The following is a 22,352-nucleotide window of genomic DNA, read 5'->3' as shown; positions in this document are numbered from 1 at the left end:
TTGTCTCGCAGGGGAATCGGCTAGGCCGTCAACGGGGCGCGGCGGGCGAAGTTGGTGTGGTGCCGTTGCGCCCAGTACCACTGACGCCAGTAGCTCTCGGCCAGCTCCAGCCAGGTCTCCAGCCGGCCGGTGTCGTCGAGGAACCGGTTCATGCTGACCAGCAGCCAGCTGTAGACGCCCTGGCTGTCCCGGCAGTCCGCGCAGTTGCCGGAGGTGCAGCAGAACTGGAGGGTCTGGTAGTCGGCGCCGTAGACGGCGAAGCCGTCCAGGACCGGGTTGCCGTTGCGGATGCGCTCGGCGTGGTCCGGGTGGTCCACGCTGATGCTGGGGCAGACGTCGTAGCCGAACTGGCCGTCCCAGTGGGTGCGGCCGGTGATCAGCGACTCGATGAAGTAGGGGTGGCAGACCACCGTCTCCGGGTACGCCTGCTTGACCCGCAGCGCCTCGGCGAGGGTGCGCTGCTCGTTCTCGATCCGCAGGGCGTGGTCGCTGCCGTGGGCGGAGTAGAAGTTGAAGGTGACCTGGTTGCCGTTGTCCTGGATGGCCCGCACGGTCGGCTCGACGTACTGCAGGCCCTCCTCGGACAGGGCGTACACGAAGATCACCCGGGGGTCGTTGCGGTAGTGCCCGAGGGCGGTCTCGAAGAGGCCGGAGAACGACGAGCCGTTGACCCGGTAGCCGCGCAGCGCGTCGTCGAGGGGCCCGCCGCCGAACAGGCTGATGGCGACCGCCACGTGCTCGAAGCCGCTCATCGGCAGCGGCCGGATGCCGTTGGTGGAGATGGTCACGTACGGCAGCCGTTCGACGAACGGCACGACCCGGGGCAGGACCAGGGTCGGCTCGCCGCCGATCAGGGTCGCCTGGGTGACGCCCCTGGCCACGAGCGAGTCCACGAACCGGGAGATCAGCGCCGGGTCGGAGGTCTCGGGGACGGCCGCGTCGAAGCCGCCCTCGAAGTACCAGCACCCCTTGCACCGGATGTTGCAGGTGGTGGTGAGGTGCACCTCGGTCGCGCTGACCCGGCGGCCCATGTCCCGGACGACCTGCAACCGCGCGGCCAGGTCGGGCCGGTCGGCCAGCAGGGACGCCAGGCGGACCTTGGCCTCCCGCCGGGACAGCGGACGGGGATTGATCGCGATGGGGGTGGGCATGGGCGGGGCGTCCTCTCAGGTGGCCACGGCGGGGACGACGAGCCCCAGCGCGTGGATCCGGGGGATGACGGTGTTCTCCCACTGCTGCAACGCCTCGCCGTTGGTGGTGCGTCGCAGGCCGTAGCGGACCGCCCGCTTGGACCGCTCGGACTCCGGGGTGCCGAACAGGTCGCGGAAGACCGGCCAGAGCCGGTCCAGCGCCGCCTGCAACTGCTCGCGTCCCTCGTCGGTGGTGGCGAGGTTGCGGCAGACCCGGGCGCCGTGCGCGATGTGGATCTTCTCGTCCAGGATGATCGTCCGGACCGCGTCCGCCCACGGCTTGTAGCTGCCCTGGGCGAACTCCTTGATCATGATCAGGGCGCTCTCCTCGCCGATGTACGAGTAGATCCCACGCTCGGCCCAGGTGGTGCACTGGTGCAGCCGCTTGTCGGCGAAGAGCCGACGCTCCTCGATGGACTGGGACTCCATGTGCGAGGTGTCGATGCCGATCTCGGCCAGCACCCGCTTACCGATCTTGTAGTGGTCGTACTCCTCGGCGGCCCGTTCCGCGCACACCTGACGCTCCTCGGCGTTGGGCGCCAGCGGCAGGAACATCATGGTGTAGTCGTCACCGCCGGAGAGTTCACCCTCCGTGTTGATCATGATCTGGCTGATCAGCGCCTTCTGGTAACCCCGGGGCATGCGCTTCAGCTCGTCGGGGGTACGTACCACCACTTCTTCGTCGTCAAAGATCTCCACCGGCATAACGCAGCTCGCCTCCTGTTGGCATTCACACCCGCAAATTACGGAAAAGGGGGGCACCGACACTCGCGCGGTACGACGACGGACCCGGAGGCACCCCCCGGTGAACCGATCTCCTGGCAGATCCCCCGTTCCTCCTCGTCCGTTACCGACGGTGACTCAGGTCAGGTTCTTGATCGCCAGCCGCCGCACGTCCGACCGCTGGATCTTGCCGAGCGGGGTACGCGGAAAACCGTCGACCCCGAGCTGCGCCAGGGGGACGAACCGGCGCGGCACCTTGAACGCGCTGAGCTGCTTGCGCAGCAGCGCACGCCATTCGTCCTCCCCGGCGACCGCGCCGGGCAGCAGGGTGTAGACCAGCACCAGTTCCACCCCGGTCACCGGGTGCGGCAGCGCGGCGACCACCGCGTCGGCGATCCCGTCGAGCTGCGGCACGACGTTCTCGATCTCGGCCGGGTAGACGTTCTCGCCGCTGACGATGACCATGCTGTCCATCCGGTCGACGATGGTCAGCTCGCCGCGCTCGTCGAGATGACCGAGATCGCCGCTGCGCACCCAGCCGTCGACCAGCCGCCCGGCGGTGAGTTCCGGCGCGGCCTCGTACCGGGTGAAGATGCTGGGGCCGCTGAGCAGGACCTCCCCGCTCTCCCCCGGCGCGACGTCCCGCCCGTCGCCGTCGACGACCCGGACCCGGGCGAACGGCACCGGCAGGCCTGCGCTGCGCCGGTCCCCCGGCCGGCGGTCCCGGGGCTCCACCACGGTCAGCGAGGTCATCTCGGTCATCCCGTACACCTGGAACACCGGGATGCCGAAGGTGCCCTCGAACCGGTGGATCAGGTCGGGGCTGAGTGCCGAGCCCCCGGCGAGGACGCCCTTGAGCCGGCTGTCGGCCGGCCGCTGCGGTCGCTCCACCAGGTGCGCGAGGTAGGCGTTGACCACCAGGGTCCAGGTCGGACGGTGCCGGTCCACGTAGTTCCAGAACCGGGCCAACGCCACCTCCGAACGGACGCAGACCGTACGCCCCCCGGACCACAGCGGGGTCAGCGTGGGCAGGCCCTGCCCGCCGACGTGCAGCATCGGGATGACGTTGAGGAAGACGTCGTCGCGGCCCGCGTCGGCCCACTTCACCATCGCCAGCGAGTTGGCCAGCAGGGCGCGGTGGGACAGCACGACGCCCTTGGCCGCGCCGGTGGAGCCCGAGGTGTAGACGATCTCGGCGTCGCCCGCCCCGCCGTCCGGGGGCGCGACCAGTTCCCCCCGGTAGGCGACGCCCCGGTCGAGGATCGCGGCGAGGAACCCCTCCGCGTCGTCCACCGTCAGCCAGCGCCGGCCCGGCGACGCCTTCGCGGCCGTCGACGACGGGCCGAGCACCAGCGCGACGTCGGCGTGGGCGAGCAGGGTGTCCAGTTCGGCCGGGCCGGACTTCGGGTTCAGCGGCACCAGCATCCGCTGGGCGGCGATGACGCCGAGGAACAGCAGCGCGGCCAGCGACGAATTGTGCAGGACCACGGCCACCCGGCCGCCCGGCGGCACCCGGTGCTCGTCGAGCAGCGCCGCGCAGCCCCGGGTGAAGGTCAGCACGTCGGTGAAGCTGATCTCCCGGCCACCGGGCTCCGCCGGGAGCAGGTACGGGTCGTCGCCGTAGGCCGCCGCGGCCTGGGTGACGAGGTCCAGCAGGTTCGCCGTGTCGGCGAGATTCGGCTCGGCCAGCGGACTAGGCATGCGACTCGTCGCGGACGGCGGCGGACTCCACCACCGCGCAGAGCCGGTTGACCGTGGGCGTGTCGAAGATGACGTCGACCACGTCCACCCCGTACGCCGCCTCGACCCGGGTCACGATCTCCACCGCGCCCACCGAGTCCATGCCGAGTTCGACGAGGTCGTCGTCGGGACCGACGGTGGGCCGGTGGAGGACTTCGGCGCAGATCGACGTCATGCTCTCGTGCAGATCGGTCGTGGTCACTGAAGCGGTTCCCCCCATGTCAGATCACCACACGGGCCACGGCAACGTTGCGGTAGCGGCCCCTTCCCCCAAGTCCGGGACTCGTCGGGACCATACTCAGTCGCGTCGTGAACCGTCCAGGGCAACCGTCGGAGCAATCGTCGGCAACCGCTCCCACCATCGTCACGCGCCAATAGTCCATGTCATATCCGGATAGGATCGCGGCATGGGGAAGGGGCGGCCGAAGGCCAGGCTGGTGCTCACCGACGAGGAACGGGAACAGCTCACGAAGGGGGCCCGCGCGGCACACTCGACACAGTCGTTCGCCATTCGCTGCCGAATCGTTTTGGCCTGTGCCGAGGGGGCCACGAATACCGAGGTCGCGGCCCGGTTGAACGTTTCACCCGCGACGGTCGGAAAATGGCGTTCCCGGTTCGCCGCCGCGCGGCTGCCGGGGCTCGCCGACGACCCGCGTGCCGGCCGGCCCCGCTCGGTCCGGCCCGAGCAGGTGGACCGGGTGGTGGCGGCCACCCTCGACGCCACGCCCGCCCCGGCACGGCGGTGGTCCCGGGCGTCGATGGCCGTCCACAGCGGACTGTCGGCGTCCACGGTCGGCCGGATCTGGCGTCGGTTCGACCTGCGCCCCCACCTCCAGGACGGCCTGACCCTGGCCACCGACCCGGGGTTCGTCGCCACGGTGGTGGCCCTGGTCGGGCTCTACCGCCAGCCCCCGGGGCGGACCCTGGCGCTGTGCGCCGCCCCCCGCGACGACCGGCCGTCGACCGGCGACCCGGTCGACCCCGCGCCCGCCCCGGACCGGCCGCCGGCAGGTGGCCCGCCGACGGCGTACCGGCCGGTGCCCGCAACGCGCCGGCCGGAGCAGCTCGTGGCCGCCGGCGGGGCCGTCCCGGACCGGCCCCGGCGCGCCGGGGCGTACCGGCGGTTCCTGGTGGCGGTGGACCGGGCGGTGCCCGCCGACCTGGAGGTGCACCTGGTCGCCGACGACCCGGCGCTGCACGACGCCCCGGCGGTCCGGGGCTGGTTGACCCGCCACCCCCGCTTCCACCTGCACCTGCTGCCGGCGGGTGACTCCTGGGCCGACCAGGTCCACCGCTGGTCGCGCCTGCTCGCCGGCCGCGCTCCGGTGGCCGCCGGGCCGTCCCCGGGCCCCGTCGCCCGCAGCGCCGACGACCCCGGGCCCGACGCCGGGGAAACCGCCGGCCGGGCGGGCGCGGCGCGCTGGGTGGCCGGCGCGGAGGAGATCCGCCGGGCACGGGCCCGACATCATGAACGGACTTCGGGCGCATCGGCGGTGATCGAACGACTGGCGTCCGGACGCCGGTCCATCCCGCCTACCGGCATGTGAGATGACGGAGTCGCATCGCGCCCCGGCCGCTGACCGGCACGGCGGTCCCCGACTTCCTCGCGGTCCTCATCGCCGTGTGGACGGTCGGCGCGCTGTGCCCGCCGCCCGTCGCCCGGACCGCCAACGGCGTCGCCCTGGTGGTGGTGCCCACCGCCCTGCTGCCCGGCCTCGACGTGGCCCACCCCGAGGAGGTGCTGGACGCGCCGCCCGACGCACGGTCGGGCGGCGCGTCCGGCCGGCGGCTACCGGACCGCCGGCACCCGCAGCACGGCCACCTCGCCGACGTTGCCGGCCACGTCGACCGCGCGGTAACGGATCCCGTGCGCCAGGTCGTCGAGCGGCACCGGCCCGGTCCAGGTGGTCCACTCCCCACCGTCGAGCCGGTACTCGACCCGGGCCACCCCGGAGTCGGCGTCCCGGCCGGTGACGACGAGCGCCCGGTCGACCAGCGTCGCCCCGGCGGTCGGGGCCACCCCGTCCACCTGCACCGACGTCGCCCAGGGTGTGCTCCACAGCAGGTTGACCCCCTGCGCCCGGTACTCGATCGTGTGCCGGCCGGCGGGCAGGGCCACCGGCTCCCGGTACGGGAACCAGCCTCCCCCGTCGATCTGGTACTCCACCAGCCTGATCAACTCGCCGTGGGCCAGGGTGAGGGCGGCGTTCGCGCCGTACCAGCCGTCGGCGCCGGGGTCGGTGATCCGTAGCCGGGGCTGCCCGCCCCGGTAGCGCAGCGGCTCCACCCCGGTCAGGGTGGGCACCACCGGTTTGATGGTGCCGTCGTCGGCGAAGTACAGCCGGTCGATGGTGGTCTCCCGGTGGGTGCCGTCGCCGTCCGGGATGGCGAACCGGTGGTACGCCACGTACCAGTCGTCGGTGCCGGGCACCTGGACGATCGAGTGGTGCCCGGTGCCCAGGATGCCCTGGGCCGGGTCCTTGGTGAGGATCTCCCCCCGGCTGGTGAACGGCCCGAGCGGGCTGGCACCCATGCCGTAGCCGACCCGGTAGTTCTCGCTGCCGGTGTCGTCGATCGACCAGGACAGGTAGTACACCCCGTTGCGCTTGTGCAGGAACAGGCCCTCGCGGAAGCCGGTGAGCCCGGTCAGCCGGACCCGCCGGGCGACGTCGTAGGAGATCATGTCGTCGTTCAGCGGGACCACGTACGCGGTGCCGTTGCCCCAGTACAGGTAGCTCTGCCCGTCGTCGTCGGTGAAGACCGCCGGGTCGATCTGCTGGGCGTTGCCGTAGTCGGCCTTGCTCACCAGGGGCCGGCCGAGCGGGTCGACGAACGGCCCGAGCGGCGAGTCGGCCACCGCCACGCCGATGTTCTGCTGGGCCGAGAAGTACAGGTAGTACTTTCCGTTCTTCTCGATCGCGGCCGGCGCCCAGGCGTTGGTGTCCGCCCAGCTGACGTCCGGGCCGAGGTCGAGGATGGTGTCGTGGCCGGTCCAGTCGACCAGGTTGCGGCTGGACCACACGGTGAACGTCGAGCTGCCCCAGCCGGGGAAGCCGTCGGTGGTGCCGTAGATGTAGTAGGTGTCGCCGAACCGGACGATGTTCGGGTCGGCGTTGTACCCGGGCAGCACCGGGGTGTTCATCGGCACCGCCCGCACCGTCCAGGCCCGGCTGGCCCCGGCGGCGCTGGTGACGGTGACCGTCACCGGTCGGGTGTAGTTGCGCGGCCCGGCGGGCCTGACCGTCGAGGTCGGGGCGACCAGGTAGCGCGGGGCGAGGCTGGTCAGGTCGGTGCCCGGCCGGACCGGCAGGGTGATCGTGCCGCTGGCGGCGTCCACGACGGCCGGCACCTTGAGGCTGTCGAGTTCGACGGCGACGACGCTGGTGCCGTTGCTGCCGAGCGCGGCCACCTCGGCGTCGGTGAGCGCCCGGTTGTAGAGGGAGAAGTCGCGGATCCGGCCCTTGAGGTAGCGGTCGCTGGCGTACTGGGAGCGGCCCAGGTAGTTGGCGGTGGTCCGGCCGCCGCCGATGTCGCCGGGCGCGAGGGTCAGCCCGGTCTTCTCGGCCACCCGCACCCCGTCCAGGTAGATCCGGGCGGTGCCGGCCCGGTTCAGGGTGTACGTCAGGGTCTTCCACACCCCCCGGGGCAGCGCCCGGCCGCCGGTGACGGTCTGTTCGCCGGTCCAGTTGCCCAGGCTGATCGAGGTCCGGTAGTCGTTGCCGGTGGTGAACAGGTAGCCGTTGCCGACGCCTGCGGAGTCGGTGTTGCCGAGCCCCCAGACGAAGTACGGGGTGGCCTGGTCGGCGGCGATGTTCACGTCCATCGACACGGTGATCTCGTCCAGCCCGGACATGATGTTGTCGGGCAGGTCGACGTGGCCGTCGGTGCCGCCGAGGGTGAGGCTGCCCGAGTCCCAGCGGGCGTCACCGGCCAGAGTCGCGTGGTGGCCGTTGCCGGAGTCGTCGGTGACCGTGCCACCGGCGGCCTGGTCGAGCCGGTAGTGGGCCACCACCCCGTCGGCGTTGGCGTCCACCGGGGGCGGCGCGTCGGTCAGCGCGTCGAGTTCGGCACGGGTGACCGGGATGACGGTCCCGTGCCGGGGGCTGGCCGGCAGCCGGTAGGAGGCCGGCACCTTCCAGTTCGGCCTGGCCAGGTCGTCGGTGCCCAGCGGGATGTAGCCCCGGCCGCCGTACTCGTCGACGAACAGGTAGTACCGCGAGCCGGAGGTGTCGCCGGGGTTGGCCTTGAACACGGTGGGCCCCTCCACGGCGGAGGTGCCGGCGTCGCGGCCGATGCACGAGTCGAGCATCGTCCAGGCGGGTCGGCCGGGCAGGTCCACGGCGGTCAGCGAGGGGGACTTCTCCTGGATGATGTCGGAGCAGCCGGTGCCGCCGCCGCCCTCGTCCTTGGTGAACCGGTAGTAGGTGTCGCCCTCGCGGATCATCGTGGAGTCGATCCGCGACTCGCCCCGGTCCTGCCAGATCGTCGCCGGGCTGAACGTGACGAAGTCGCGGGTGGTGGCGGCCAGCATCCGGTTGTACGTGTTGCCGGTGTGCTCCGGGTCGTTCTCGGCGAACAGTTTCGAGGCCCAGAAGACCAGGTACTCGCCGCGCTCGGCGTCCCAGTACGCCTCCGGTGCCCAGGTGTTGCCGGCGGTCGGCGGGGACACCTCGACGTGCCGCTGCGCCGACCAGTTGACCAGGTCGGTGGACTCCCACACCTCCAGGTAGCGGCTGCCCCGGCGCTGGGCGGCGTCCCAGTCGCCGTTGCGGCCGATCGACAGGTCGGTGGCGATCAGGAAGAACCGGTCCCCCTCCGGGCTGCGGATCAGGAACGGGTCGCGCAGGCCCCGGGTGCCGTGGGTCGACTCCAGTTTCGGCTGGCCGCCGTTGACCTCGGTCCACTGGAGGGCGTTGTTGCCCCGGCTGGCGGCGAAGTAGATCTTCTCCCCGGCGATGGAGTTGCCGGTGAAGTAGCTGAACGCGTAGCCGGCGTACGGCGCGGGGGCCGGCAGCTCGCGGACGGTCAGCGTGATGGTCCGTTCGACGGTGCCGGCGCCGACGGTGACCGTGGCGGTCACCGGCACCGTCGTGTCGCCCGTGCCGTGCGCCGGACGACGCACCACGCCGTCGGCGGCGACCACCTCGGGTCGGGCCGAACGCCAGCGGACTGTCGCGTCGTACCGGCCGGTGGCGGGCATGGTCAGGTTGCCGCGCACGTCGTCGGCGTGCATCAGGGTCAGGGCGGCGGCGGCCGCCTCGGCCCGGTCCTGGTCGGACTCCCCGGGTTGCGCGACCACCGCGACCTCTGCGGCGGTGAGGGCCCGGTCGTAGATCCGGAAGTTCGCCACCCGTCCCTTGAGGAACCGGTCGGTGGCGTAGTTGGACCGGCCCAGGTGGTTGGCGGTGGTGACGCCGTTGCCGACGGCGCTGGGCGGCACGGTGACGGCGGTGTTGCGGGCCACCTGCACGCCGTCGGCGTAGAGGGTGCCGGTGGTGCCGGTCTGGGTGTAGACGACCGACTTCCACACGCCCCGGGGCAGGTTGCCGCCGGTGCCGGTGACCTTCTCGCCGGCCCAGTTGGTGGTGGTGATGCCGGCGCGGAAGGCGTCGCCGCTGGCGAACAGGTAGCCGGTGCCGGCGGCGGAGGTGGCCGGGTTGCCCAGGCCCCAGAGGAAGTACGGGGTCTGCTGTGCCGGATCGACCAGGACGTCCACGGCCACGGTGAGCGAGGAGCGGCCGGACAGCAGGTTGTCGGGCAGTTTCACGTGGTCGTCGACGCCGTCGAGCAGCAGCCCGTCGGTGCCGGTCCAGGTGCCGCCGCCGACCAGGGTGCCGTCGTTGCCGTGGCCGGAGGTGTCGACGACGGTGGTGCCGGTGCGCTGGTCGAGGTCGTAGCGCAGCAGCAGCCCGTCGGTGACGTCGGCGGCGGCGGCCGGGGCCGAGGTGGCGGGGGCCAGCGCGGCGAGGAGGGTGAGCACGGTGGCGGCGACGACCGTGCGGGTGCGGCGGGGGGTGGGGGTGCGGTGGTGGTTCCGGGGAACTGCGGAGGGCATGGGGGATTCCTCGGCGTTGTGAGCGTTAACAGGCTGGAATTGTCAACGCAACAATCAGACCCCGTCAAGGATGCGCCGCCCGCCGATGCGCTGCGCGCACGCCCGCTCACCAACCGGGAGGCAGCCGCCCCCGGGCCGCCGGGCTACCTGATCCGACGGGTGGAGCGGGCCACGATGTCCGCGTACTCCGGGTGCCGGCCCAGCCAGTCGGCGAGGAACGGGCAGATCGGCACCACCGTACGGCCCCGGGAGCGGGCGTCGTCCATGACCGCGCGGGCCAGCGTCGAGCCGACGCCCCGCCCCTCGAACGCCGGGTCGACCTCGGTGTGCGTGTAGGCGATGATGGCCCCGGTCAACTGGTAGGTGACCACTCCCGCCAGCGCCCCGGTCTCGTCGCGCGCCTCGAACCGCTCCCGGTCCGGCGCGTCTGTCACGGTGAACTCCACCCGACCATCCAAACACGCCGACCGGCGGCGCACCGGCGGGCGTGGTCCGTCGGCCGGTGCTGCGCCGGGCCGCCCGGTGGCGGGACCTGCTGGATCAGGACCGCAGGGTGTGGCTCGGCGGCTGGCCGTAGGCGGCACGGTAGTCGGTGGCGAACCGCTTCGCGTCCACGAATCCCCACCGGGCGGCGATCGCCGCGACGGTGTCGCCGGCCGCCGGGTCACCGTCGAGCAGGTCGCGGTGGGCGCGGTCCAGCCGGACCCGTCGGGCGTACCGGGCCGGGGTGGTGTCGTGGTAGCGGCGGAACGCGTACTGCAACCCCCGGGCGGACACCCCGGCGGCCTCGGCCAGTTCCGCCAGCGACACGTACCGGTCGGTGTGCGCCTGGACGTAGTCCATCGCCCGGCGTACGACGGCCGGCGAGACGGTGCCCGGGTCCCGCTGCCGGGGGACGCTGGAGTTGCTCGGGAAGACCGCCAGCGCCGCCGTGGCCAGCATGTGCCGGACCTGCCGGACGATCAGCGGATTACCGGCCAGGTCGTCGTCGGCCAGCACCACCTGCCGCACGTACGCCAGGGTGCCCAGCCAGTGCCGCTCCAGCCCGCGCGACATCGGGCGGAGGCTCTCGAAGCGCACCCCCGCCCCGGGGCCCTCCCGGCCCCGGGCGACCTGTTCGATCAGTGTCGTCGGGAGTCCGACGGTGAACGATTCGAGGGCGTCGCACTCGAGCTTGAGCGTGACGTCGGTGGGCAGCAGCACCACGTGGCCCGGTGTCACGCGGTAAGTGTCCCGGCCGTCGGTGACGACGAGGCGTCCGGCGCGCACCTGGATGACCCTGACGAATTCCCGCGCGATGCCGGACACCTCGACACCGGCCGAGTAGTGCAGGCCGTTCAGCGCGACATCAACGAGCATGGTGCCCATGCCCCGCAGTTGCACGCCCTCGGCGCCGACGGCGGAGTGCATGATGCTGACATCGGCGAAGGACGCCCGGAAGAAGGCGAGCACCTCGTCGACATCGGTCGTGGTGAACCGCTGCCAGGGCGGTGGCTTCACCCCGACCTCGGGATCGGCGTCCCCGGCTGGTCGTGCCGTCGACCGCCGGGTCAAAGGCGGCCGATAGCCCGCCATCCGTGCCTCCCGCAGTCACTCCCCCGGGCTGCGTGCCGACCGGCGGAAATCCAACAATGCCGCACTATAGGCGAAATCAGCAACGTAGGACATGCCGCGCCCTGAACCCGGCGCAACTCTCAAGCCTGGCATTCTCGATATACGCAACGAGGTAGTGAAAGACGAATAGCGGGCAGCGCCGAGCAGCATCGATTCGATTATCGACACGACGCAAGGAAGGGTTGCGGAAAGCGAAGCAGTGGGTCGGAATTGCCCCCGTCCCGTCCCCACCCGAAGTCGTCACCGCCGCGACGGCACCGGAAACGGACCGTCCGGCACCCCGGGCCGAGACCGGCGGGACTGTGCACAGTGGATCGTCGACGCCCTCACAACCCGGGCTGGTCAACGGCCCCCGGCAGGCGACGGCCCCGGACGACGCCAGGTCCGTCCGGGTGCGACCCGGCCGGAGGAACCACCGGCGTGCCGCCGTGACCACTCGCGCGACGACGCGTTTATTCCGGGGACGGGCCAGCGACATCCGGCCGGTCATGTCGATGGTAGACATATGCGTGTATAAGCTAACATCCACAAAAATTGCCCGTTCGATCTCGCAAACGGGGTCAGCCTGGGCAGACGCCTATCGGAGTAAGGAACTGACATGGATACACTCCGCGACATCGACGCCACCCCCACCGCATCCGAAACCCCGGGCTACCGACCCCCGACCGTCACCCGGCTCGGCACCCTCGCCGAACTCACCCAGGGCGGCACCGTCGGCCCCGACGACGGTCTGGGCGGACAGGGCGACGGCTCCCTGCTCTGAGCCGGCGGTGGGCACCGGATTCCGATGCTGCGGCTGCGGGGGGCGGGCCGGCGGTTCGGTCGACGCGTCGTCTTCAGCGACCTCGACCTCGACGTCGGTGCCGGTGGACGGGTGCTCCTGGCGGGGCCGAACGGGGCCGGCAAGACGACCCTGCTGCGGTGCCTGTCCGGCACGCTGACCCTGAGCACCGGGCAGGCCACCGTCGCCGGCCACCCGGTCGGCTCACCGGACGCCCGGCGCGCGACCGGTGTGTGCCTGGCCCCGGAGCAGGGTCTCTACGAGCAGCTCACCGCGCACCAGAACATCACGCTCGTCGCCCGACTCCGGCTCCCCCGGCGGGCCGTCCCCGCCGCCGTCACCGGGATCGAGGAGGAGTTGGGCATCGCCCGCTACGCCAGCCTGCCGGTCGCCCGCTGCTCGGCCGGCATGCGCGCCCGGATCAGCATCGCCCGGTCGCTCGTCGCCGCCCCCGCGCTCCTGCTCCTCGACGAGCCGGGGCGCTCCCTCGACGAGGAAGGTCGACGGTTGCTCTGGCAGAGCATCGACCGGCGGACGGAGCTGACCTGTGTCGTCGCCTCCCACCACGCCGACGACGGCCGGCACTGCCGGCAACGGCTCACCCTGGTGGCGGCCGGATGACGCCGCTGACCGGCGCGCGCCCGCACCGCCGCCCGGCTCCGCCCGTCCCCGCCCCGGCACCCCGGCTCGGGCCGGGGGCGGGCGGTCGGGCCGTGCTCGCCCTGCTCCGACGGGACCTGGGCGAACGCCGGATGCTCCGGTTGCCGCTGCTGCTCGACCTGGTGTTCGGGGCGGTGAACCTGCTGGTTTTCCTGTTCATCTCCCGGTTGTTCTCCGCACCGCAAGCGCAGCGCCTGCCGGGCGCGACGACCTACTTCGACTTCGTCGCGGTCGGCATCACCTTCATGCTGGTGCTCCAGGCCGCGAGCACCCAGCTGACCTCCCGGGTGGCCCGGGAACAACGCAGTGGCACGCTGGAGCTGCTGGCCGCCCAGCCGGTGCCGGCGTACGCCCTCGCGGTGGGCACGGCTGCGTACCCGTTCCTGCTGGCGCTGCTGCGCGCCGGGGTCTACCTGCTCCTGCTGCACACGCTGCTCGGCCTGCACACCGGGCGGGCCGACTGGTGGGGGGTCGCCGTGGTCCTGGTGGCCGGCAGCGCGGCGATGATGGGGATCGGTATCGGGCTGACCGCGTTCGCCGTCGCCGCCGGGCACGGCGAGGCCGTGGCCCGGTTGCTGGTCGTCGGGGTGTCCTTCCTGTCCGGGACGTACTTCCCGGTGGCCGTGCTCCCCGGCGTGCTGCCCCCGCTGACCGCCGTGCTGCCCAGCCGGATCGCGCTGGACGGCCTGCGTGCCGCGCTGGCCGGCGATGCCTGGGGCACCTCGGCGCTCACCCTGCTGGCCGCCGCCCTCCTGCTGTTGCCCCTGTCGACCTGGGTCTTCGGCCGCGCGCTGCGCGTCGCCACCGCCCGGGGGACCCTGACCCGCGATTGAGGTGCCGCCCATGCCCCGTCCGACCCCGTTCGACATCGCGACCGGCACCGTGCTGGGCGCGGGCCCGCCGATGCCGCGGACCGTTGCCCCGGCCGCACCGGACCCGCTCGCCGCGCTGGACCGGGCGGTGCTGCCCGCGCTGCGCCGGCCGCCGTGCGTGGTGAGCTTCTCCGGCGGATTGGACTCGTCGCTGGTTCTCGCCGTCGCCGTCCGGGCGGCCCGGCGGGAGGGGCTGCCCGAGCCGTTCCCGGTCACCTGGCGGTTCACCGGCGCTCCCCGGGCCGACGAGTCACCCTGGCAGCATCGGGTCGTCGCGGCCCTCGGCGTCGGGGCCGGGTGGGAGGTCCTGCGGGCCGACGACGACCTCGACCTGGTCGGCCCGGTCGCCGGCCGGTTCCTGCACCGCTACGGGGTACGGCATCCGGTGAACCTGCACCTGCACCTGCCGCTGCTGGAGCTGGCCGGCGGCGGAAGCCTGCTCACCGGCCTCGGCGGGGACCAGGTGTTGGCGGGCTGGCGGCGGCCACCACCCCGGTCGGCCCGCGCCCACCTGGCCCGGGCCCGCGTCCTGGCCCGGGAACTGCCGCGCCGGCGTCGGCCGGGGCGGCTGTTCCCGTGGCTGCCGGCGGAGACGGCCCGACAGGTCGACCGCGCGGTGCGGGCCGAGCAGCGGGCCGAACCCCGCCGGCTCGGCCCCCGCATCGCCTGGCACGCCCGCCGCCGTGACCTGGTGATCACCCGCTCGGCCTTCACCGCCGTCGCCGAGGACCACGGCGTCACCCCGGTGCACCCGCTGCTCGACCACGGCTTCCTGGCGGCGCTCACCGCCCTGGCCGGCAAGCGGCACCGCACCTCCCGGGACGGGCTGCTCGCCGAGATCGTCGGCGACACCCTGCCGGCCGAGATCACCGCGCCCCGGCGCAAGGCCCACTTCCGCGAGGTCTTCCTGCGCACCCCGACCCGGGAGTTCGTCCGCTCCTGGGACGGCACCGGCGCGGTTCCGGAGCTGGTCGACGTGACCGCGCTGCGTGACACCTGGTCCCGCTGGCCGATCCCCGGCGGCACCGCCGCCCTGGTCCAGCAGCTCTGGCTCGCGACCACCCCCGCCCCCGGGTGCCCGCCGCGGACCGTGCCGCCGGCCGGCGGGCGGCGGTCCGGAGCCGACGCGGAGGTGGGTGGATGAGCCGGCGGGAAGGCGTGCACCGGGTGGATCCGACCCGGGTGGCCTGGCGGCAGGCCGGCGACGAGGTGGTCGTCCTGGACACCGCCCGGTCCGTCTACTTCGGGCTCGACCGCCGCGCGGCGTTGCTGTGGCAACGCCTGGTCGACGGCGCGACCCAGCACGACCTGGTCACCACCCTGATGGACGACGCCGCCGTGGACCGGGAGCGGGCGAGCGCCGATGTCACGGCCTTCCTCGACGACCTGCACCGACACGGCCTGCTAGCGGGGGCGTGACCGCCGTCGGCCCACCCGGCCCACCCGGCCCAGCCAGTCCGGCGGGGTGGGCCGACGGAGGATCTCCACCATGGCCTCCCGTTCGGCGTCGGTGTCACCATCGAGCCAGGCGTGGGCGTGGAAACCGGCGCTCGGGGCGGTCACCCCGATCACGACCGTCCGGGCGACCCGCTGACCGCCGTACCAGCGTTGCAGCACCAGGGAGCGTTCCAGGCAGGTGGCCCCCGTCCGCCGCAGCACGCCGAACACCACCGCGCGGTGGGCGGCGGCGTCGGGCGGCGGCGCCGGCAGCCTCAGGTCGGTCAGGCCGTGCCGGGCGAGTTGCCGGCGGGCCTGACGGACCGCCCGGCCCGCCCAGAGGGCCGTCCGGACCGCCGGCAGGCCGCCCCGGCGCAGCGCGCGCGCCACGGCACGCGGGATCGACCGGCGGCGGTCAGCCATGGCCGGAGCGCCGCGCCAACCGGGTCGCGGTCCGCAGCTCCCGCACCGCCGTCGGCAGGCTGGCGACCTGCCGGGCGAAACGCAGCAGGTACGCGGCCAGCAGACCGACCGGACCACGCCGGGCCAGCCGGCTGCCGTGCCGCATCGCGGTCGGCGGCGGCAGAAGATACGGCACCAGGTGCCGCCACCGGTCCCGTCCCGCGGGCAGCTCGGCGAGCCGGGCCAGCACGTAGGCGGGGCCGGAGACCCGGCGCACGGCGGCCCACTGCGTCCGGCTCGTCCGCCGGGGCAGGCCAAGTCGGTCCGCCAGTTCCGCGCCCCCCGGCGCCAGACGCAGCCCGAAGCCGAACGCCGGCACCGCGTCGGTCTGCCCGGCGAGCACGGCGGCCGCCCGCCACACCTCGACCGGGAAGACCCGCAACGCCCTCAGCAGGTCGGCGTACGGCCGGCCGGACCGACCCGGGGCCGCGGCGTGCAGGGCGACCAGCAGGGCGGTGGCGGCCACGTCGGGGACGGCCACCGTGCCGCCGGCCAGCGGCAGCGACTCCGCCGACGCGGACAGCAGGGTCCAGAACGCCTGCGGGTCGCCCACCCCGTGGAAACCCCGGTGCAGGTCGACGACGAGCGGCACCGGACCGGGCGCGTGCCAGGGACGTTCGTGCCAGAGCAGCCGGGGATCGGGGCGGCCCGGCGGCAAAGCGCTGCGGAAGCCCGCCGTGGTGAGGATCCGCCCCGCCTGGTCGTAGTCGTCGGGCGCGACCAGGAGGTCGACGTCGGAGTAGACCCGGCTGCCCTCGGTGCCGAGCCGACGGGCCAGTCCGGCCCCCTTGAGCAGGACGGCCGGCACCCCCCGGTCGGCCAGCCGGGCGCTGGTCGCCACGGCGGCCGCGTCGAGGGCGAGGTGCCGGACCGCCACGCTGGTGGCCCGCGGTGCGGTCACCGGGACGCCGCCACGGCCCGCGCGGCGGTGAGGGTCCGCTCGACCAACCGCAGGGTCGGCCCGAACGCGGCCCAGTCACGCGGCCGGGTGAGGTCCCACGCCGGCAGGGCGGCGAGGCCCAGCAGTGCGGCCGGGTCGGTGGGCAGCCCGCGCCAGGACCGGCATCCGGCGAGCCGGGCCAGCAACTCGGCCGGGGGCACCGGCGTCACCGCCGGCGTCGGGCCCCAGCCGAGGAAGAGCCAGCCACCCAGCGGGGTCCGTTCGGCGATCGGCGGCAGGGCCACCCGCAGCCGGTCACCGGCCCGGACCGTCCGGGTGGGCAGTGCCGGCCCCGGCACGGGTTCCCGCAGGTCGACGCAGCGCGGACCGGCGTGGACCTCGGTGTGGTCGACGACCAGGATGTCGTCGGCGACCACCGGCACGTCCCGGGCGGCCAGGGCGGCGAGCAGGCTGCTCTTGCCGGCGGTACGCGGGCCGACCACCGCCCAGGCCCGCCCGGCGTGCACGAACGCGCCACTGTGGAAGGTCTCCCGGCCGGCCCACCGGTTGAAGACGGTCGCCACCGGGGCGAGGTAGGGGTGGGCGAGCAGGTCGGGTGCGAGCGGCGGCCCGTAAAAGGTGGCGGTGCCGCGCCGCCGGTCCACGGTGAGGGTGCGCCCGTCGGCGAGGACCCGTACCCCGCCGTCGAGGTCGAGGGGGGCCGATGGCGGCGGCGCGGCGGTGGTCTGCCGGATCCGCACCGACGGCCACCCCGGGCGGCTGCCGGCCGGGGCGAGTTCCTCGACCTCGTCCAGCCCGTGCACGCACAGGCCGTAGACGGGCCGTCCGGTCGGTGCCATCGCTCCCCCGTTCATGTCCTGGTCAACGACGGTCGCCGCCGGGGCGGTGCGGGTGGCGGTCGCGGTGACCGCCACCCGCAGCCCGACGACGACGCCTCAGCGCACGGTGCCGGTGATCAGGCTCAACTTCGTGGACTCGGCCAGCCGGCGGGCGTCGAGCGCCCGCTGCTTGGCCGACTTCGCCTTCGTGGCCGTCTTCCCGGTGCCCGCGATGGTCGGGGTGTCACCGGTGCCGAGGGCGTCGATGTCGTACGCGATCCAGAACGTGCCCGGCGTGTCGACGGCGAAGGTGAGGGCGATGTGCACCTGTCCGCCCGGCCGCAGACCACCCAGGTCGAACGGGATGTTCAAGGTGGTGGCCAACCCACCGCCGGGCGGACTGGTGGCCGGCGCGTCCATCGACAGGTTCCGGACCAGCAGTGTCTCCCCGGTGCTGATGGTGATCGAACTGGTCGGGTTGACCGGATTGACCAGCCGCAGGTTGGAGTGGATGGCCGGGGACGAGCCGCCGGGCAGCGGTGCCCCGTTCTCCTGGCTCAGGCTGGTGATCCTGACCCGGGCCTGGGTGATCGGCGCGCTGGACCGGTTGGTGATGGTGCGCCGGATGGTCAACGTTCCCGGGCTGCCGTTGACCCGGACCCGGTTGGGAGCGACGCCCTGGGCCACGCCCGGGTCGAGCAGCGTCGACTGCATTGCGTTGTTCTGCTGGTAGGTGCCCAGACTGTTCTGCGGCGACGGGGTGCCCAATGCCGACGGCACCCCGTTGATCGGGCCGAGCACGGTCGCCACCAGCCGGAAGTCCGCCGCGTTGTCGTTGGTGTCCTGCGGCTTGCCACCGACGAGCAGCCGGTTCCAGGCATAGGGCACGAACGGTGGGCTGCCGAAGGCCGGCAGCGGGGTGCCCTCGGAGAAGCCCGGCGTGGAGCCGGCGGCATCGGTGACGGTGTGCGCCGAGTCCGGCGCGACCAGCCGCAGGCCGTCCTGACCGAGACCCGACACGACCAGATCGGGCTGGATGTTGGGCAAGGAGTAGGTGGGGCCCACCACCAGGAACCCGCGACGCGGTGGGAGCGTTCGCGCGCTGCCCGGGATGACGACGACCACACCGCCGGGGGCCTCGATCCGGAACCCGGCGATCGGCAGGTCGAGCTGAGTGGTGTTGGTGACCGTGATGTACTGGTCGCTGAGACCGGTGAGGCCGGACTGGGCGAACTGGTTGATCTCCAGTTGGCCCGGTGCGGCGGAAACCTCGACCGCGACCTTGTTCGAGACTGCCTCGGCGTTGGGGTCGACCCCGTCGTACTGCACCCGGAACACGTTGAGACCGAACGCCGGCATTTGCAGGTCGAAGGAGGACCGGTTCAGCGCCACCGGGAACGTCCCCAGCCTCGCCTCGACCCCGTTGGGTTCCTCGTCGATCAGCGTCACGGTCCCGTCGGCCTGGCCCGGCCCGATGACCACCTCGAAGTGCACCGGGGTGCCGAAGGTGGTGACGTTGGTAGAGGCGGTCAGGGTGACCACGCTCCTGGGTTGCACCACCAACCGGATCAGCCTGGTGGCGGTGAAGCCGTTGGCGTCGGTGACCCGGATGGTGGCCGGGTACGTGTTGGCAACGGTCGGCCGGCCGGAGATCAGCCCGGTGGCCGGATCGAGGGTCAGCCCGGGTGGCAGCGCGCCGTCAGCCAGCCCCCAGACGAACGGCGCGGTGCCGCCGACGACGGTGAGCAGGTCGGCGTAGATCGCGTCGACCTCGGCCAACGGCGGTGCCGGGAAGTTCAGGACGGGCGCCTGGTTGACGGTCAACACGATCAGCCGGGTGCCGGACTTGGCCGCCGCGTCGACCACCCGGATCACGATCGGGTACTGGCCGGCCGTGGTCGGCACTCCGGAGATGCCGTTGCTGGTCGGGTTGAGGATCAGCCCCGGTGGCAGCGTGCCGGAGGCCACCGACCAGGTGAACGGTGGCACGCCGTGGGTGACGTTCAGGGTGGCGGTGTAGGCGACCCCGACGGTGGCGGCGGTCGGCGCGTCGAACAGCAGCGTCGGCGACACGTTGGCGGTGACCGCCTCGGACAGCGGCGACTCCGGGCCGGTGCCCTGCGCATTGCGGGCGGCCACGGTGAAACGGTAGGTGGTGGTCGGGGTCAGGCCGGTCACCGTGTTGGTGGTGGCCGGGCCGAACGTCTGGGCGGCCTGCGGCACCCCGGCCACGTACGGGGTGACCTGGTAGCCGGTGATCGGCGAGCCGCCGTCCGGGCCGGGGGTCCAGCTCAGCACGGCCGAGGCGGTGTCGGCGGTGACCGCGATGATGGTCGGGGCGGCCGGCAGCGCGAGCAGCTTGGCGGCCTTCGAGCGCGGGCTGGCCGGGCCGGTCCCGGCGGCGTTCTTCGCCGCCACGGTGAAGGTGTAGCGACCCTTCGCCGCCAGCCCCGAGAGTTTCCGGCTGGTCTTCGAGGCGTCGAAGGAGACCGAGCGGATCTTCTTTCCGTCGCGGTAGGCGGTCACCGCGTACCCGGTGATGGCGGTGTCCGGCGAGGCCGGCGCCTTCCAGGTGACCGTGGCCGTGGTGCGGAAGCGGGTGGCGGTGGGTGCGGCCGGGGCCGGCGGGGGTTTCGGCCGGGCCGCCACGGTGGCGGTCGGCGCGGCCGGCAGCGGGCGGTGGAGTGTGGACGCCCGGGCCGGCGGGGCGGACCGCCCGGGGTCGCGGGCCGAGGCGGGGGTCGGGGCGACGAGCAGGCCGGCGAGCAGCAGCAGGGCGGCGACGAAGGCCGTCCGTGGGTGGAGACGGTGCACCAGGGACATGACGTGTTCTCCCTCATCGGGGGGCGGTGGGCCACCCACGGAGGAAGGGACGAGGCCGCAGTTCGGCTCTGGACCGCGTGCCTGATGCCCTCGTACCGCGCAGGTGACCGGCGGAAATCGACCCCGCTCCCCGCCATCGGCGGGTAGCTGAATCTCGATCCGTTCCTACCAGTTTTCCCAGTTCAGAGGGGTTCCGCAGGGGTGCCGACCCGGACCTGCGGAGTGCTCGCGCGGGCAGCGTCGCCTACCTGACACTTCGGATCTGCGCGTACCGGAACCGCCGGTTCCGCCGCCGGAACCGGCACCCGGGCGGACGCCGCCGGGACGCCGTCCGCCGGCCACCCGGGGCCCTCCGTCCGCCACCCGGGCCCGGTCACCCTCGCGGGTCGGTTAGAGTCCCGCCGCATGGACGGCACCACACTGCGCACCGCACGCCTGCGACTGCGCCCGGTACGGGACGGGGACGTCGACCGCATCCTCGAATACCGCAATCTGCCCGAGGTCACCTACTGGCTGTTGCGGACCGAGGTGGAGCCGGCGGCGTTCCGGGCAGCCTGGCGACGCGCGGCGGCGGACCCCGACGACCACGGCATGGCGGTGACCCTGGACGACCTGGTGATCGGCACGGTCTCGCTCGACGTGGTGGACGGGATGGGCCAGCCGGGCCGGCCACCCCGGACGGAGGCGCAGCTCGGCTACATCTTCGACCCGGCCCACGGCGGCCGGGGCTACGCCACCGAGGCGGTCGCCGTGATGGTGGGCCACGCCTTCGACCGGTTGGGTGTCCGCCGGATCACCGCCGGGTGCTTCGCCGACAACCTGGCCTCGGTCCGGGTGCTGGAGAAGGTCGGGATGCGTCGGGAGCAGCACGGCGTCGGCGACTCCTGGCACGCCGAACGGGGCTGGGTGGACGGCTACACCTACGCGCTGCGCGCCGACGACTGGCGCGCGACGCGGCGGTAGGCGGTCGCCCGTGCTCACGGTGTGCGTGGTGGCCTGGCCTTCTGCGGATGGATCGTCTCGTGGCGGGCCAGCATCGCGACGAACTCGCCGATCTTCCGTTCGCGGGTCTGCGCCCGCTTGACGGCGTTGAGGCGGTGGCCGAGCGCGAACCGGTTGGTGCTGGTGAGCACGTCGAACATGGCCTGGGCGGCGGGGTCGGCGGCGATGGCGGCGAGCAGGTCGGCCGGAACCTCGGCCTCCGACGGCGGGGCGTAGGCCGCCGCCCACCGCCCGTCCGCTTTGGCGGCCTCCACCGCCGCCCGGCCCGAGGGCTGCATCCGCCCCTGCTCCTCCAGCCGGGCCACGTGCGCGACGTTGCGCTGCGACCAGGCACTGCGCGGCCTGCGGGGGGTGTACCTGATCCAGGAGCTCTCCTGGTCCCGCTTGCGGGCCTGCCCGTCGATCCAGCCGAAGCACAGCGCCTCGTCGACCGCCTGTTGCCAGGTCAGCGTCGTGACGGTGCCGCCCTTGCGGGTGAGGGCGAGCCACACTCCGGGCGAGGTGGCGTGGTGGGCCGACAGCCAGGCGCGCAGCGCGTCCGCGTCGGTGACGATCAACTCGTCGAGTTCGGCGCTCGCCATGGGAGGCAGGTTAGCCGCTGCCGGTGACAATTCCACCCGGGTCGGTGCCTCCTCGGCCGCTGCGACGCCGCACCGGCCGGCGAGACGCGGGCCGTCAGGGCCGGTTCACCGGCCGGGCGCGCGGAGGCCGTCGACGAGGATGGCCAGCAGGCGCGGCCCCCGGCTGTCGAGTTCGGTGTCGTCCAGTCGGGAGAGCCAACCGATCAGGACGATGACGTCCCGGGCCTCGGCGTCGGCGCGGATGCTGCCGGCCGAGCGGCCGGCGGCGAGCAGCAGTTCCACCGCCTCGCCGATCGGGCCGAGACTGTGCGCGGCGAGGTCACGCCCGGTCGCCGCCTCGACGGCGGCGAACACGTCCCGCTTGACCCGGGCGTAGGCGGCCACCCGGTCGAACCAGGTCGCCAACGCCGCCACCGGCGGGTGGGTGGCCAGCAGGTGCGGGGCCGCGGCGACCAGGTCGTCGACCTCGTGGCGGTACACCTCGACGAGCAGGTCCTCCCGGGTGGGGAAGTGCCGGTACAGGGTGCCCTGCCCGATGCCGCAGGCCTTCGCCACCGCGTTGAGCCTCAGCTCGCCCGGTTCGTGCACCAGGTCGCGGGCCGCGCGCAGGATGCGTTCGCGGTTGCGTCGCGCGTCGGCGCGGGACGCCGCCGCACCCTTGACAGAAGCGGACACGTGTCCGTTAGGCTCGTC

At 73.3% G+C, this 22,352-nt stretch carries 20 protein-coding genes; 7 read left to right on the top strand and 13 right to left on the bottom strand.

Features of this window, described 5'->3' with window-relative positions:
- Positions 1-20: 20 nt before the first annotated feature.
- The 4 genes from FJK98_RS15090 to FJK98_RS15075 form a co-directional block, all read right to left on the bottom strand.
- A complete protein-coding gene (locus FJK98_RS15090; RefSeq protein ID WP_088646324.1) occupies positions 21-1,151 on the bottom strand; it encodes a radical SAM protein in 1,131 nt (376 codons plus the stop codon).
- Between the two features lie 15 nt (positions 1,152-1,166).
- A complete protein-coding gene (locus FJK98_RS15085; RefSeq protein WP_205789460.1) occupies positions 1,167-1,889 on the bottom strand; it encodes a Phenylacetic acid catabolic protein in 723 nt (240 codons plus the stop codon).
- A gap of 162 nt (positions 1,890-2,051) precedes the next feature.
- Positions 2,052-3,614, bottom strand: a complete 1,563-nt coding sequence (locus tag FJK98_RS15080; RefSeq protein ID WP_145919584.1) for a class I adenylate-forming enzyme family protein — start codon at positions 3,612-3,614, stop codon at positions 2,052-2,054.
- Positions 3,607-3,855, bottom strand: coding sequence for an acyl carrier protein (locus FJK98_RS15075; RefSeq protein ID WP_168222477.1), 249 nt, complete (start codon positions 3,853-3,855; stop codon positions 3,607-3,609). The genes FJK98_RS15080 and FJK98_RS15075 overlap by 8 nt, the downstream gene beginning before the upstream one ends.
- Positions 3,856-4,060: 205 nt before the next feature.
- On the opposite strand from FJK98_RS15075, the gene FJK98_RS15070 reads away from it, so the two are divergent.
- A complete protein-coding gene (locus FJK98_RS15070) occupies positions 4,061-5,200 on the top strand; it encodes an IS630 family transposase (protein ID WP_145919582.1) in 1,140 nt (379 codons plus the stop codon).
- Positions 5,201-5,442: 242 nt separating this feature from the next.
- Here FJK98_RS15070 and FJK98_RS15065 read toward each other — a convergent pair whose 3' ends face one another.
- From FJK98_RS15065 to FJK98_RS15055, 3 genes are all read right to left on the bottom strand, one after another.
- Positions 5,443-9,708, bottom strand: coding sequence for a family 43 glycosylhydrolase (locus FJK98_RS15065; RefSeq protein ID WP_145919581.1), 4,266 nt, complete (start codon positions 9,706-9,708; stop codon positions 5,443-5,445).
- A 143-nt stretch (positions 9,709-9,851) separates the two neighbouring features.
- Positions 9,852-10,142, bottom strand: coding sequence for a GNAT family N-acetyltransferase (locus tag FJK98_RS15060; protein WP_240762860.1), 291 nt, complete (start codon positions 10,140-10,142; stop codon positions 9,852-9,854).
- 106 nt (positions 10,143-10,248) lie between these two features.
- Complete coding sequence (locus FJK98_RS15055; protein ID WP_168222476.1) at positions 10,249-11,208, bottom strand: helix-turn-helix domain-containing protein; 960 nt, start codon at positions 11,206-11,208, stop codon at positions 10,249-10,251.
- Between the two features lie 712 nt (positions 11,209-11,920).
- On the opposite strand from FJK98_RS15055, the gene FJK98_RS15050 reads away from it, so the two are divergent.
- The 5 genes from FJK98_RS15050 to FJK98_RS15030 are packed head-to-tail and all read left to right on the top strand — an operon-like array spanning position 11,921 to position 15,054.
- Positions 11,921-12,085 carry a lasso RiPP family leader peptide-containing protein gene (locus tag FJK98_RS15050; RefSeq protein ID WP_145919578.1) on the top strand — a complete coding sequence of 55 codons (165 nt, stop codon included), beginning with the start codon at positions 11,921-11,923 and terminating at the stop codon, positions 12,083-12,085.
- Between the two features lie 24 nt (positions 12,086-12,109).
- Entirely contained in the window at positions 12,110-12,724 is a 615-nt protein-coding gene (locus tag FJK98_RS15045; RefSeq protein ID WP_145919577.1) for an ATP-binding cassette domain-containing protein, read from the top strand.
- Positions 12,721-13,596 (top strand): ABC transporter permease, encoded by an 876-nt coding sequence (locus FJK98_RS15040; protein WP_145919576.1) that lies wholly within the window; start codon positions 12,721-12,723, stop codon positions 13,594-13,596. The genes FJK98_RS15045 and FJK98_RS15040 overlap by 4 nt, the downstream gene beginning before the upstream one ends.
- A gap of 10 nt (positions 13,597-13,606) precedes the next feature.
- The gene (locus FJK98_RS15035; RefSeq protein ID WP_145919575.1) at positions 13,607-14,779 is read left to right on the top strand and encodes an asparagine synthase-related protein; all 1,173 of its coding nucleotides are present in this window, start codon (positions 13,607-13,609) and stop codon (positions 14,777-14,779) included.
- Complete coding sequence (locus FJK98_RS15030; protein WP_145919574.1) at positions 14,776-15,054, top strand: PqqD family protein; 279 nt, start codon at positions 14,776-14,778, stop codon at positions 15,052-15,054. Before FJK98_RS15035 ends, FJK98_RS15030 begins: the two co-directional genes overlap by 4 nt.
- On the opposite strand, the gene FJK98_RS15025 is transcribed toward FJK98_RS15030, so the two are convergent.
- From FJK98_RS15025 to FJK98_RS15010, 4 genes are all read right to left on the bottom strand, one after another.
- Positions 15,040-15,495 (bottom strand): lasso peptide biosynthesis B2 protein, encoded by a 456-nt coding sequence (locus FJK98_RS15025; RefSeq protein WP_145919573.1) that lies wholly within the window; start codon positions 15,493-15,495, stop codon positions 15,040-15,042. The two genes, FJK98_RS15030 and FJK98_RS15025, sit on opposite strands and share 15 nt — an antisense overlap.
- Entirely contained in the window at positions 15,488-16,435 is a 948-nt protein-coding gene (locus FJK98_RS15020) for a nucleotidyltransferase family protein (RefSeq protein ID WP_168222475.1), read from the bottom strand. Before FJK98_RS15020 ends, FJK98_RS15025 begins: the two co-directional genes overlap by 8 nt.
- Positions 16,432-17,274 (bottom strand): hypothetical protein, encoded by an 843-nt coding sequence (locus FJK98_RS15015; protein ID WP_145919571.1) that lies wholly within the window; start codon positions 17,272-17,274, stop codon positions 16,432-16,434. The genes FJK98_RS15020 and FJK98_RS15015 overlap by 4 nt, the downstream gene beginning before the upstream one ends.
- A 96-nt stretch (positions 17,275-17,370) precedes the next feature.
- Entirely contained in the window at positions 17,371-20,076 is a 2,706-nt protein-coding gene (locus FJK98_RS15010) for a fibronectin type III domain-containing protein (protein ID WP_145919570.1), read from the bottom strand.
- A 405-nt stretch (positions 20,077-20,481) separates the two neighbouring features.
- Here FJK98_RS15010 and FJK98_RS15005 point away from each other — a divergent pair, with 405 nt between their 5' ends.
- The gene (locus FJK98_RS15005; protein ID WP_145919569.1) at positions 20,482-21,039 is read left to right on the top strand and encodes a GNAT family N-acetyltransferase; all 558 of its coding nucleotides are present in this window, start codon (positions 20,482-20,484) and stop codon (positions 21,037-21,039) included.
- Positions 21,040-21,053: 14 nt separating this feature from the next.
- Here FJK98_RS15005 and FJK98_RS15000 read toward each other — a convergent pair whose 3' ends face one another.
- A complete protein-coding gene (locus FJK98_RS15000; protein WP_145919568.1) occupies positions 21,054-21,659 on the bottom strand; it encodes a YdeI family protein in 606 nt (201 codons plus the stop codon).
- Between the two features lie 105 nt (positions 21,660-21,764).
- Positions 21,765-22,334, bottom strand: coding sequence for a TetR/AcrR family transcriptional regulator (locus FJK98_RS34670; protein ID WP_305070098.1), 570 nt, complete (start codon positions 22,332-22,334; stop codon positions 21,765-21,767).
- Positions 22,335-22,352 lie beyond the last annotated feature (18 nt).

This window comes from Micromonospora sp. HM134 (assembly GCF_007833915.1).
Lineage (GTDB): Bacteria > Actinomycetota > Actinomycetes > Mycobacteriales > Micromonosporaceae > Micromonospora > Micromonospora wenchangensis.
The sequence above is the reverse complement of the archived record's forward strand: the minus strand, read 5'-3'. Positions and strand labels throughout refer to the sequence as shown.

What these genes read in the sequence shown, in the direction of transcription:
- FJK98_RS15090 (WP_088646324.1), bottom strand. Translation starts at nt 1,151, where the DNA reads ATGCCCACCCCCATCGCGATCAATCCCCGTCCGCTGTCCCGGCGGGAG.
- FJK98_RS15080 (WP_145919584.1), bottom strand. Translation starts at nt 3,614, where the DNA reads ATGCCTAGTCCGCTGGCCGAGCCGAATCTCGCCGACACGGCGAACCTG.
- FJK98_RS15070 (WP_145919582.1), top strand. Translation starts at nt 4,061, where the DNA reads ATGGGGAAGGGGCGGCCGAAGGCCAGGCTGGTGCTCACCGACGAGGAA.
- FJK98_RS15065 (WP_145919581.1), bottom strand. Translation starts at nt 9,708, where the DNA reads ATGCCCTCCGCAGTTCCCCGGAACCACCACCGCACCCCCACCCCCCGC.
- FJK98_RS15050 (WP_145919578.1), top strand. Translation starts at nt 11,921, where the DNA reads ATGGATACACTCCGCGACATCGACGCCACCCCCACCGCATCCGAAACC.
- FJK98_RS15045 (WP_145919577.1), top strand. Translation starts at nt 12,110, where the DNA reads ATGCTGCGGCTGCGGGGGGCGGGCCGGCGGTTCGGTCGACGCGTCGTC.
- FJK98_RS15040 (WP_145919576.1), top strand. Translation starts at nt 12,721, where the DNA reads ATGACGCCGCTGACCGGCGCGCGCCCGCACCGCCGCCCGGCTCCGCCC.
- FJK98_RS15035 (WP_145919575.1), top strand. Translation starts at nt 13,607, where the DNA reads ATGCCCCGTCCGACCCCGTTCGACATCGCGACCGGCACCGTGCTGGGC.
- FJK98_RS15030 (WP_145919574.1), top strand. Translation starts at nt 14,776, where the DNA reads ATGAGCCGGCGGGAAGGCGTGCACCGGGTGGATCCGACCCGGGTGGCC.
- FJK98_RS15025 (WP_145919573.1), bottom strand. Translation starts at nt 15,495, where the DNA reads ATGGCTGACCGCCGCCGGTCGATCCCGCGTGCCGTGGCGCGCGCGCTG.
- FJK98_RS15015 (WP_145919571.1), bottom strand. Translation starts at nt 17,274, where the DNA reads ATGGCACCGACCGGACGGCCCGTCTACGGCCTGTGCGTGCACGGGCTG.
- FJK98_RS15010 (WP_145919570.1), bottom strand. Translation starts at nt 20,076, where the DNA reads ATGTCCCTGGTGCACCGTCTCCACCCACGGACGGCCTTCGTCGCCGCC.
- FJK98_RS15005 (WP_145919569.1), top strand. Translation starts at nt 20,482, where the DNA reads ATGGACGGCACCACACTGCGCACCGCACGCCTGCGACTGCGCCCGGTA.
- FJK98_RS15000 (WP_145919568.1), bottom strand. Translation starts at nt 21,659, where the DNA reads ATGGCGAGCGCCGAACTCGACGAGTTGATCGTCACCGACGCGGACGCG.